The sequence below is a fragment of the Paraburkholderia sp. SECH4 genome (assembly GCF_030511745.1).
Lineage (GTDB): Bacteria > Pseudomonadota > Gammaproteobacteria > Burkholderiales > Burkholderiaceae > Paraburkholderia > Paraburkholderia madseniana.
Genome location: NZ_JALOCP010000002.1, coordinates 555112 through 566800 on the forward strand (window position 1 = coordinate 555112; position 11689 = coordinate 566800).

Sequence of the window (11689 nt, forward strand, 5' to 3'; positions counted from 1 at the left end):
TTCGCGCGAACGCCATGCAGATTGGGAAACGTCCGCATGAGTCATGCGCGAGTCAAATTGTTGCGTTTTCGTCTTATCTGAAATCTTTTATTTCGCGACGGGTACGTCCATCCGGCCGAATCATTCGCTATCGATTTATCTCGATTTAAAGTCCGTCAGCGCGACGCTTGAGTGCTTCGCTTAACGACTAATCCGCGCGATAATCCAAGGCTGTTTTGGATTCGCATGGAGCATGCACGTATGAAGTACCCCTTAATTGTACGGCGCGCCATGTTGCTCGCGGCCTCGTGTGCGCTGTTGCAGCATGGTGGTTTCGTACTGGCGGCGCAAAGCGGCGAGACCGCGCCTCTGGTCGGCACGCGGCCGGCCATCAATACGCTCACGCCGCAACCGGTCGCCGCCGCACTGCGTAGTGCGGCATCAACCACGCCGCCGGCTACTGCCGGTGACGCGCAAGGCAACGTCGCCGAACTGATGGAGATGATTCACGACGCCAGGCTGAGCGAACTGCGCACCACATATAACGGTAGTTACGGCGCGAGTCTGTTTTTCTATCCGCAAGAAATGACGTACTACGTCGCGCTTTTTCAAGACAAGCATTTCTGGCGCGTGATCAAGTCGGAGGACATAGGTCGTGCGGAAGCGGTCTATGCAGGTTTTGTTCAGCAGACGGCGCAACTCGCGGACGTCGAAATTCGCCGCACGCAGTTGCAGGCGCAGAAAGCGTATATCGAAGACATCATCGCATTGTCGGAAGATCGTGCTAAGCGCTTACAGGCCGACCTCGACGTCGCGCGTACGCAGCAGGCCAAGGTCAACGACTATCAGCGGCAGACGCAAGGCGAGGCGGTTGCGCTGCACGCGGAAAAGGAAAAGGCGCAGGCGCAATTGCGTCAGGTGCAGGGTGAAGTGATGCAGTTGCAGCGGCAGACCGAGTTCGGATTGCCAACGCAGAAGTAGGCGGACGAGCGTAAAAAACCAGGCCATTCATGGCCGGGCTTGGTCTGCTGATCAACCCCACGCTTTTCGGAGCGTGGGGTTTTGTTTATTTGCGGCCCGTTTTTGCAATCACGACGCGGTTACTTCGCGAATTCATCGGGAACCTCGGTCACGCGACGTTGCGATACGTGATTGATCCATTCTGTCCCACCGGTTTCAGGCGGATTGATCGTCGAAGCAGGGCGCGATGGCGGCGCAATATCGCGCAGGTGTGTGCGAGCTGACAGGGTCATTGATCCGTATTCGTCGGTGCCGAGTTGCGAAGGCGCGAGTGGCGAGTAGGCTCCCGCCGACGAGGGTTTCGGTGAAGCTCGTTGTGGATTCGCCGACAGTGGAATCTGCGGCACTTCGTAGTTCGTCGGCGAGATGCGTGACACCTGCGCTAGCGACTGCATCGCGATGGTGGTCTGCGAACTGCGGCCGCTTCTTTTATACTGGTTCGGGGCGCTTTCGCGTAGCTTATCCCGGCGACGCGATAGGTTTTGACCGGCTATAGCGCGCGCCGGTGTTGCCGTGACGGGCGTGACGATTTCCGTCGTGGCGCTCGGCGCAATCACCGCTGGACGAGTATCAGCAACTGCGTAGGGTGTAACAGCAGCATCAGGCGAGTGACGATTCGCCGACTGCGCCTCCTGACGGATCGGGACCTTGCCCGCCGGTTTGGCATCGCTAATCGTGTGACGCTGCGCCAGATGACCGAACCCAATCCAGGCAAGCATCGCGGCGCCGCCGAGTGCGCAGGCGCCGCCCGCTAGCGCACGCCAATGCAACGACCCGCCGCGCGGCGAGGCCGGAACCGGCGAGAAAGGTACGGCTTCGGCGGACGTTCGCAAAGATTCGTCGGCCGGTGTGTCGAACACGGTTGTTGAGCTGGCAGGCGAGGTGAAGCCTGAGGACACAGCCGGCGGCAAGCGCCACGACTCCCACTGGCAGAGCGCGCGGATGGTGTCCGCATCCAGACAAAAGGTACGTAAGACGGCCGCATAGAGCGCCTTGAGCTCCGCACGCAAACTGTGTCCTGGCGGCAGCAGCGCCCAGTCGCGGCCGAATGGCGGGGGCAGCAGGCGGCCCAGGGGCGACAGGCTCGGCAGCGCCATGGAGCCTTCGATGAGGGTGAGGGGGATAGTGGTCGACATCGGTTTCTTCGCAGCGCCTCGTAAAAGGGCCGCGGCTGGCGGCTCAGGGGCTCTGGCTTCGGAGCGATGCGTATGAAAACGCTGTACACAACGCCATATGGAAACGCCGTACTCAGGTCGAGCACGCCGCCGCATGAGCGGTTACTGTGAAGCCATCGGGATGCGGAAGATGATGCCAGGAAGTGGCTGAACTAACGATCGGATTGTTCCGAAAAAGACGCGCCGGTCCGTCCTGAGTCGGACGAGTTCTGGACGATGATCAAACCGGGCACGCCAGTCTCATCGATCCAGCCGGTACACGTAGCGCAACGCAGTAATATCCACGCCGCCCATGTGATCCGGTTCGGCGCCGACGAACTGCCAGCCTTGCCTTTCATAAAAGCCGATCGCCGGTGTGTTGCCTTCGAGCACGTAGAGATACAACTGCGTCTCGCCTTGCGCGCGCGCCCAGTCTTCGGCAGCACGCATCAACAGCTTGCCTGCGCCGATACCCTGGTGCGCAGGCAGTGCATGCAGGTTGTCGAGCAAGACACCCCACGCGGACTCCGGCTGCCGTTCGACGCAGACGAAACCGATCGGCTCGCCCGCGAGCTCGGCGATCAGAACGATGCGGCGCTCGCCGCCTGGTGCGCGCAAGCGCGCTTCCCAATAGGCGGCGCGCTCCTGCGTCACCTCGCCGTCGAGGAACGCGTCCGGCAGCAGGCCGCGATAGGTGGCCTGCCAACTGGCGCTATGGATCGAAGCGATTAGCGCCGCGTCCGCGAGGGTCGCAGGCCGCAGTGAAAGTGCGTGGGAGGTTTGCATCGGGATGGTGGTCAACGGGAATGGCCTGTCTGCGAAAAGTCTACCGCAAGGGTGAGCAGATGTTGTCTGTAATGAAACTGTATGGAATGCGCGACAGCGCCAGGAACGGTAACATTGCGTGTTGCGGGTTCCGGGTATTTCACAACGTTTACCCTGATACCGCGCAAATGTGTTCAGTATGAAAATGCGGCGCCCCCGGCGCGTTCTAATAATTGAGTTGCCCGCGGCATCCGCTTGCCGAACGCAGTGGATCGTTTCAACCGCCTGAGCGCCGCCCGTCTGCGTGGCGACAGGTTTATCAGAGAATGTCATGTCTACCGCGTCACACGCCGCTTCCTCATCCGAAGAATCCAAGTTCAAGACAGTTTTCCGCGTGGTTAGCGGCAACTTTCTTGAGATGTACGACTTCATGGTCTACGGCTATTACGCGTCCGCGATTGCCAAGACCTATTTCCCGAGCGGTAACGAATTCGCCTCGCTGATGCTGTCGCTGTCGGTATTCGGTGCGGGCTTCCTGATGCGGCCGCTTGGCGCAATCGTGCTGGGTGCTTACATCGACCATCACGGCCGGCGCAAAGGCCTGATCCTTACCCTCGGCCTGATGGCGCTCGGCACCCTCACGGTCGCGTCGATACCAGGCTACGCGACCATCGGCGTGCTCGCACCCGTGCTAGTGCTGGGCGGCCGGCTGCTGCAAGGCTTCTCCGCCGGGGTCGAACTGGGCGGCGTGTCGGTCTATCTGTCGGAGATCGCCACCAAGGGCAACAAGGGCTTCTATTGCGCGTGGCAGTCCGGCAGCCAGCAGGTTGCCGTGGTGTTCGCCGCACTGATCGGCGTGTTCCTGAACAAGTGGTTGCCGGCTGACCAGATGACCGCCTGGGGCTGGCGCGTGCCGTTCCTGATCGGTTGCCTGATCGTGCCGTTCCTGTTCCTGATCCGCCGTTCGTTGCAGGAAACCGAGGAATTCAAGGCGCGCAAGCATCGTCCGAGCATGGGCGAGATCATGAAGACGATGGCCGCCAACTGGGGCATCGTGCTGGGCGGTATGGGCATGGTCATCATGACCACCGTGTCGTTCTACATGATCACGGCCTACACGCCGACCTTCGGCAAGGAAGTGCTGAAGCTGTCGTCGATCGATACGCTCGTCGTCACCGTCTGTATCGGTTTGTCGAACCTGATCTGGCTGCCGCTCGCGGGCGCGTTGTCGGACCGCATCGGCCGCCGTCCGGTGCTGATTGCCTTCACTATCCTGACGATCATCACCGCATACCCGGCCCTGCAATGGCTGGTCGCTGAGCCGTCGTTCGCTCGCCTTCTGGCGGTCGAGCTGTGGTTGTCGTTCCTGTACGGCAGCTACAACGGGGCCATGGTGGTGGCGCTGACCGAAGTGATGCCGGTCGAAGTGCGGACCGCCGGCTTCTCGCTGGCCTACAGTCTGGCTACGACGATTGGCGGCTTCACGCCGGCCATTTCCACGTTGCTCATTCACACCACTGGCAACAAGGCAGCGCCTGGACTGTTCCTGGGCGTGGCGGCGATTTGCGGGTTGATCGCGACGCTGGTGCTGTATCGCACGCCGGAGTCGCGCAATCAGTATCGAGCGGCTTAAGCGTCGCCGTTCATCCGGACAAACAAAAACCCCGCGCTTCACACGAGCGCGGGGTTTTTTCTTGAGCGTTGCGTCGGCGACCGATTTCGGTGAGTTCGGCTCAGTTAGCCGCGGCGCAATTCGTGAGCCACTGCCTCCACCACATCGCCCCACGCGCCGGGCTGTGGCTGGCGCAGCAGCGTTGCGCCCGGATACCACGGACTGCGCGTCTCGTCGACGAACCAGCGCCAATCCGCGGCGAACGGCAGCATAAGCCATAGCGGCTTTTTCAGTGCGCCGGCGAGGTGAGCGATCGATGTATCGATCGACACGACTGCGTCGAGCCGCTCGATGATCGCCGCAGTATCCGCAAAATCGCCGATCCGCCTATCGAAGCGATGAATCGACGCCGCGCGCGGATGCGCGTCGAGCGCCGCGTGTTCCTCGGCGCCCAGTTCAGGTTGCAGCACGATCCAGTCGATCCCTTCGAGCGCGAACAGCGGAGCGAGCGCGGCGAGCGGCATCGAACGGGTTTCGTTCTGCTGGATGCGTCCTGACCACGCGATGCCGATCTTGCGCTTCGCGTGACCGCCGAGCGAGCCGCGCCATTTGCGGCCGTAAGCCGGAGGTACGCTGAGGTAGGGCGTGCGGTCGGGAATCGTGTCGTAGGTTGTGCCGAGCGCGAGTGGCAAGCTCAGCAGCGGGCATTGCAGATCCGCCGCTGGACGCGGTGTGCCCTGGGCGATCAGCGTGACGCGCCACACTTGCGCGGCCGGTGCAAGCAGCGGCAGCAGTTGCGGCTGCACTTCGAGCACAACGCGCGCGGCACGCTGCGCGGCCAGTGGCACGAAGCGGACGAATTGCAGCGTATCGCCGAAACCCTGCTCGGCATGAACGAGAAGCGTGCGTTGTTCGATCGGCTCGCCATGCCAGCGCGGCAACGTCTGAATGACCGGCTGCGCGGTGGTTTGCAGCCGCCATTCGTATTCCGGCAGCCCGCGCGCGAAATCGCGCAACGCGAGCCAGGCAAGCGCGCGGTTCATGTGCGCGGACGCTAGATCGGGGCGCAAGCGCAGCGCCTGATCGAAGGCACGCACTGCCGCGGCATGCGCGCCCAGTGCCTGGTGTGCAGTGCCGAGACTCAGCCATGCGAGCGCGAACTGCGGATCGAGACCCACCGCGCGCTCGAGATACGGCAGCGCTTGCGCATGGCGTCCCAGCGCCGCGAGCGCGTTGCCGAGCCCGAAGATGGTGGGCGGCAGGTTCGGCTGCAAGGCGAGCGCCGCCTGGAAAGAGGCGACCGCTTCTGCGTGGCGGCCGGTGGCGTCGAGCGTATTGGCGAGATTGAAATGTGCGGCGACGAAACGCGGTTCGGCTGCCAGTGCCGCCTGGAAGCGCGGGATCGCCTCGTTCGCGCGGTCAAGCGCGTTCAGCGACATGCCCATGTTGTTGAGCGCACCCGCATGCCCAGGGCGCAGTTCGAGCGCGCGCTGGAACGACGCGATCGCCTCCGTATGCCGGCCGAGCGCGTGCAATGCATTGCCCAGATTGTTATGCGACGAGGCGTCGTTCGGTTGCAGGCGCAGCGACTTCTCGAAGGCGTCGGCGGCGTCTTCGTGGCGGCCCACCGACGCGTATGCATTGCCCAGGTTGTAGTGCGCCATCGGGAAAGACGGCGCAAGCGTAAGCGCATTGCGGAACTGTTCGATGGCGTCGTCGATCTGGCCGAGCGCCTTCAGCGCATTGCCGAGGTTCAACTGCAGCGCGGCGTCTTCCGGGCGCAGGTTCACCGCGCGCCGTACGAGCTCGGCGGCTTCGGCGTGCTGGCCCTGCTGGTGGCGCAGGACGCCCAGCAGGTGCAACGCATCGACGTGCACGGGGTTGCCCTCGAGCGTCGCGCGGTAGCCGCGTTCGGCGTCGTCGAGGCGGCCGTCACGATGCGCCGCGAAAGCGCGGTCAAATACTTGTTGCATGACGGAGGGATGGCATTCGGGTGAGGCAGAGGCCGCATTTTCCCACACTCGTCGGGCCGCCCTCCAATTTGACCTGTCACCTCGATATCTATAACATATGAATACCTGTTCATATGTATGTCAATGATGCCGCTTGCCATGGCTTCCGCTATCTCGCCTGTCAGTTTCGAAGACCGCCCGGTGGAGACGATTGTGCCGCTGGCCGACCTGTTTCGCCTGCTTGGCGATCCGACGCGTTTGCGCATCGTGCTCGCGTGCGTCGACGAGCGGCGCGCGGTCGGCGCGATCGCCCAGGGGCTGGGCCTGTCGCCGTCGCTGGTGAGCCACCATTTGCGGCTGCTGCGCGCGGCTCGGATCGTGCGCGCGGAGCGGCAGGGCAAGCAGGTGTTCTATCTTGCCGCCGACCGCCACATCAGCGCGATGCTGGCCGGCATGCTCGAGCATGTCGCTGAGCCGGCCGGCGAATTTTCTTTGGACCCGTCATGAAGAAAATTACCGCCCCGAACCGGGCCGCCGAAGAGCGCGAGGACGACCACGCGCCGGTGTGGCTCGAGGGGGAATTCGATGGCATCGATGGGGAAGATGCGCAGGGCGGGGGGCAGGAAGGCGATGCTCGCGATCAGGGCGAGCTTCGGCACGGCGCGGTTCGTCCTGAGGTCGACGATGCAGGTGGGAGCGGCACGGAGGGGCACGGCACGCAGGGGCACGAAGCGCATGAGCGCGAGGCGAGCACGCACGGTATGTGTAAGCAGATCGCGCATGATCACGGCGCGGACCATAACCGCAGCGCCGACAGTCATAGCAGCCACGTCGACCACAACCACGGCAGTCACGCCGACCATAGTCACAGCGACCACAACCACGGCAGCCACGCCGGCCACAGCCACAGCGCCCACAATCACGCTGGCCACAGCCACAGCGGCCACAGCCACGCCCACGCACCCGCCCCAGGCCACGGCCGTGCCTTCGCGCTCGCCGTCGGGCTGAACGTAGCGATCGTGCTGGTTCAAGCCGTCTACGGCGTGATCGCGCATTCCACCGCGCTGCTCGCCGACGCCGGCCACAATCTCTCCGACGTGCTCGGCCTGCTGCTCGCCTGGGGCGCAACGTGGCTCGCCGCGCGTCGTCCGTCGGCGCGCTATACCTTCGGCTACGGCAGTTCGTCGATCCTGGCGTCGCTCGCCAACGCGGGGTTGTTGCTGTTCGCGTGCGGCGTGATCGTCGCGGAGGCGATCGGTCGCCTGATGAACCCGGCACCCGTCGCGGGACTGGTGGTGTTCGTCGTCGCGGCGGTCGGCGTGGTCGTGAACGGCTTCTCGGCGTGGCTCTTCATGCGCGGCCAGAAGGAAGATCTGAACATTCGCGGCGCGTTCCTGCATATGGCCGCGGACGCCGCCATCTCGGCCGCGGTCGCGATCAGCGGTCTCGTGATTCTCTATACCAACTGGACGTGGCTCGATCCGGTGATGAGCCTGTTCGTGGTCGCGGTTGTGGTGGTTGGCACGTGGGGTCTGCTGCGCGATTCGGTGCGCATGGCGCTCGACGCCGTGCCGCCCGGCGTCAGTCTGCAGGATATCCGCGACTATCTCGCCGAACAGCCCGGCGTCACCGACGTGCACGACCTGCACGTCTGGGCGCTGTCGACCACCGGCAATGCGCTCAGCGCGCATCTGGTGATGCCGGCAGGCCATCCCGGCGACGAGTCGATCGACGCCATCGTCGTCACACTGCGCGAACGTTTTTCGATGCAGCACGCCACGCTGCAAGTCGATCTCGGCACCACCGAGCATCGATGCGCGATGGATCATCCCCACGATTGATGCAGCGCACCGTTGAGCGGGTTATCGGCGGCGTACACTAGAACGATCTGTTGTCTCCGGAGTCCCGCATGGACGCTGCCGCACACGATGCGTCGCCGGTGCTGATCGTTGGGGCGGGTCCGACCGGGCTCGCCGCGGCAATGAGTCTGGCGCGTGCCCACATCCCCGTGCGTCTGATCGACAAAGCGCTGCAACCGAACCCGCATTCACGGGCCATCGGCATTCAGGCACGCACGCTCGAACTGTTTGAACAGCACCGCCTGATTGAGCCGTTTCTCGAACTCGGTCATCGCGCGCGCATCGCCAATCTTTTTTCCAATGGCATGCGTCTCGCGCGCCTCGATTTCGATCCGTTGCGCACGCGCTATCCCTATCTGCTGTTTCTCGATCAATCCGTAACCGAACGGTTGCTGACGGAGCATCTCGCGACGCTCGGCGTGACCGTCGAACGCGGCGTTGAACTGATGATGTTCGTGCAGGGTTCCGCCAGCATTCAGGTGACGCTGCGTCGCGCGGACGGCCGTACCGAGACCCTGCGCCCGTCGTACGTCATCGCGGCTGACGGCGCGCACAGCACGATCCGCCACCGGCTCGGCGTGAGCTTTGCGGGCAGCACCTTCGAACAGACGTTCCTGCTGGCCGATGTGCATGCCGAAACCGATTGGCCCGAGGACGAATTCCATATCTTCGCGTCGGGCGAGGGTCTCGTCGCACTGTTTCCGATGGGTCATGGCCGTCACCGTCTGATTGCGGACCATCCGGTCGAACCGACCCCGGTCCCGGCGCCGGTCACGCCCGCTGTGCTCGGCGAGCCGCCACTCAATCACGTCTCGCCGCCGTCGCTCGCCGAATGCAAGGCGCTGATTACCCGGCGCGTGCGGGAACGTGTCGACGTGTCGGAGCTGGCATGGTCGTCGTATTTCCATCTGAACAGCAGAATGGTGGAGCGGCTGCGCGTCGGCCGCATCTTCCTCGCGGGGGATGCGGCTCACGTACACAGCCCGGCCGGCGCGCAAGGGATGAACACGGGCATTCAGGAAGCGTTCAATCTGGGCTGGAAGATCGCGCGCGTTCTGAAAGGCGCGGCGCCTGACCGTCTGCTCGACACGTATCACAGTGAACGGCATCCGATCGAACGCGACGTGCTGCGGCAAACGGGCTTCATCACGCATATGGCCGAGGCCGATCATGGACCGCTGAAGCTGCTACGCGAGCGCGTGATGCCGGTGCTGGCCGCGCTCGGTCCGCTGCGCGATGCGGCGCGTATGACGATCAGCGAGTTGTCGGTCCAGTATCGGCGCAGTCCGCTGACGCTCGAACGCCTGCTCGACGGCGGCCCGCGTGCCGGCGAGCGCGCGCCGGATGCGCTGGTGCACGTAGTGGATGGGCCGCTTGGCCGCGCGCCGGGCGTCGGTTGCATTTTCGATCTGCACGATCCGGCGTTCTTCTCGTTGTTCCTGCTGGTCCCGCCGCTGGCCGTCGACGACACGCCGCTCGATCCGGCCGCGAAGCACGCACCGCCGCCGGACCCGGAACTGGAGCGGCTGGCTGCGGAAGTCGAGAGATTGTTGCCGGGCGCGGTGCGCATCTGGCGCGTGACCGATACGAGCGGCGAGGGCGGCCCGGCGCTGTCCGAATCGTATGGACGCACGCGGCCGTCGTTCTATCTGGTGCGGCCGGACGGCTACATCAGCGCGCGCGGACGCACGGGGTCCGACCTGCACGGCTTGCTGCGGCACTGCGAAGCATGGTTCGCAGTGGGTGGCGTGATACCGGAGCAGACGGCGCTGTGAGGAGGCGCTGACACGAACGCGCCTCGCGCGCGTCGTATCCGCTGGCTGACCGGCCTTCGCTTACACCGCAGCCGCAGCCGCCGGCGTCAACCCGTCACGATGCTTGACGAGCGCTTCCCTGACGATGCCCGACATTTCGATACCGCTTGCATCCGGCTCATCGAGCACTGCCAGCAGCGCGCGCCGCATGCGCGGCTCCCAGAAGCGGCGGATATGATCGGCGATACCGGCGAGTGCTTCCTCACGGTCCGGCATCGAATCGAAAAAGTCGCCGATCCGGTTCGCCATGTCGATCAGATTCTGATTGTCCATGGCTTGCCTCACTTACCCGATGTTGCGTTGGCCAGCTCGCGCTGCTTCAGCAGATCGAGCTGCTCCGTGTTGAAGCGCGAATAGTCCTGCTGCCATTGCGACGGCTGTTCGACCGGCATCACCTGCACCGCGGTCACCTTGTACTCGGGACAGTTGGTCGCCCAGTCCGAGCTATCGGTGGTGATCACGTTCGCGCCCGATTCGGGGAAGTGGAACGTCGTGTAGACGACGCCCGGTTGCATCCGCTCGGTCACCTTCGCGCGCAATACGGTTTGTCCGGCACGGGATTCGATTCCGACCCAATCGTCATTCCTGATGCCGCGTTCTTCCGCATCGTGCGGGTGGATCTCGAGACGATCTTCGTCATGCCAGCGCGAATTTTCGGTGCGGCGTGTCTGTGCGCCGACGTTGTACTGCGACAGGATGCGGCCCGTAGTAAGCAGCAGCGGGAACTTGCGCGTGACCTTTTCCGGCGTTGCGATGAACTTCGTAATCACGAACTTGCCCTTGCCGCGCACGAAGGTGTCGATGTGCATGGTCGGCGTACCGTCTGGAGCGTCCTCGTTGCACGGCCACTGGATGCTGCCGAGCTCGTCGAGCTTCCTGTACGACACGCCGTGGAAAGTCGGCGTGAGACGTGCGATCTCGTCCATGATCTGCGACGGATGCGCGTAGTCCATTTCATAACCGAGCGCGCGCGCGAGCATCACGGTGACTTCCCAGTCGGCGTAACCCGGCACCGGCGGCATCACCTTGCGCACGCGCGAGATGCGGCGTTCCGCGTTGGTGAAGGTGCCGTCCTTTTCGAGGAACGACGAACCCGGCAGCAGCACGTGCGCGTACTTTGCGGTCTCGTTGAGGAAAATGTCCTGCACGACGATGCATTCCATCGACGACAGCGCCGCCGACACGTGGTGCGTGTTCGGATCGGATTGCACGATGTCTTCGCCCTGGCAGTACAGGCCCTTGAAGGTGCCGTGCACGGCGGCGTCGAACATGTTCGGAATGCGCAGGCCCGGTTCGGGCTGCAGCGTGACGTTCCATGCTTCCTCGAACAACGCGCGCGTGATCGAATCGCTGATATGCCGATAGCCCGGCAGTTCGTGCGGGAACGAGCCCATGTCGCACGAACCCTGCACGTTGTTCTGGCCACGCAACGGATTCACGCCGACACCTTCGCGGCCGATGTTGCCGGTCGCCATCGCCAGATTCGCGATACCCATCACCATCGTCGAGCCTTGCGCGTGTTCGGTGACGCCGA

At 63.8% G+C, this 11689-nt stretch carries 10 protein-coding genes; 5 read left to right on the forward strand and 5 right to left on the reverse strand.

What is annotated here, in order from left to right:
• The first annotated feature begins 240 nt into the window (after positions 1 to 240).
• Positions 241 to 960, forward strand: coding sequence for a DUF2968 domain-containing protein (locus M0D67_RS05460; protein WP_171927760.1), 720 nt, complete (start codon positions 241 to 243; stop codon positions 958 to 960).
• A gap of 119 nt (positions 961 to 1079) precedes the next feature.
• Here the strand turns inward: M0D67_RS05460 and M0D67_RS05465 are convergent, their stop codons facing one another.
• Together M0D67_RS05465 and M0D67_RS05470 are read right to left on the reverse strand one after the other, a co-directional pair.
• Entirely contained in the window at positions 1080 to 2135 is a 1056-nt protein-coding gene (locus M0D67_RS05465; RefSeq protein ID WP_171927759.1) for a hypothetical protein, read from the reverse strand.
• A gap of 279 nt (positions 2136 to 2414) precedes the next feature.
• Positions 2415 to 2939: a GNAT family N-acetyltransferase gene (locus M0D67_RS05470; RefSeq protein ID WP_154559969.1), complete on the reverse strand. Its 525-nt coding sequence runs from the start codon at positions 2937 to 2939 to the stop codon at positions 2415 to 2417.
• 310 nt (positions 2940 to 3249) lie between these two features.
• On the opposite strand from M0D67_RS05470, the gene M0D67_RS05475 reads away from it, so the two are divergent.
• Positions 3250 to 4551 carry an MFS transporter gene (locus M0D67_RS05475; RefSeq protein WP_154559970.1) on the forward strand — a complete coding sequence of 434 codons (1302 nt, stop codon included), beginning with the start codon at positions 3250 to 3252 and terminating at the stop codon, positions 4549 to 4551.
• Positions 4552 to 4655: 104 nt separating this feature from the next.
• Here M0D67_RS05475 and M0D67_RS05480 read toward each other — a convergent pair whose 3' ends face one another.
• Complete coding sequence (locus tag M0D67_RS05480; protein ID WP_154559971.1) at positions 4656 to 6503, reverse strand: tetratricopeptide repeat protein; 1848 nt, start codon at positions 6501 to 6503, stop codon at positions 4656 to 4658.
• A 138-nt stretch (positions 6504 to 6641) separates the two neighbouring features.
• Here M0D67_RS05480 and M0D67_RS05485 point away from each other — a divergent pair, with 138 nt between their 5' ends.
• The 3 genes from M0D67_RS05485 to M0D67_RS05495 all read left to right on the forward strand — a co-directional run bounded on the left by M0D67_RS05485 (position 6642) and on the right by M0D67_RS05495 (position 10116).
• A complete protein-coding gene (locus tag M0D67_RS05485) occupies positions 6642 to 6989 on the forward strand; it encodes a helix-turn-helix transcriptional regulator (protein ID WP_233464818.1) in 348 nt (115 codons plus the stop codon).
• Complete coding sequence (locus M0D67_RS05490; protein ID WP_266237648.1) at positions 6986 to 8323, forward strand: cation diffusion facilitator family transporter; 1338 nt, start codon at positions 6986 to 6988, stop codon at positions 8321 to 8323. Before M0D67_RS05485 ends, M0D67_RS05490 begins: the two co-directional genes overlap by 4 nt.
• A gap of 68 nt (positions 8324 to 8391) precedes the next feature.
• Entirely contained in the window at positions 8392 to 10116 is a 1725-nt protein-coding gene (locus tag M0D67_RS05495) for an FAD-dependent monooxygenase (protein WP_154559973.1), read from the forward strand.
• Between the two features lie 60 nt (positions 10117 to 10176).
• Here M0D67_RS05495 and M0D67_RS05500 read toward each other — a convergent pair whose 3' ends face one another.
• Both M0D67_RS05500 and M0D67_RS05505 read right to left on the reverse strand, forming a co-directional pair.
• Positions 10177 to 10428, reverse strand: coding sequence for a formate dehydrogenase subunit delta (locus M0D67_RS05500; protein WP_266237650.1), 252 nt, complete (start codon positions 10426 to 10428; stop codon positions 10177 to 10179).
• Between the two features lie 8 nt (positions 10429 to 10436).
• The coding region (locus tag M0D67_RS05505; protein WP_266237651.1) for a molybdopterin oxidoreductase family protein at positions 10437 to 11689 on the reverse strand (1253 nt) is incomplete at its 5' end.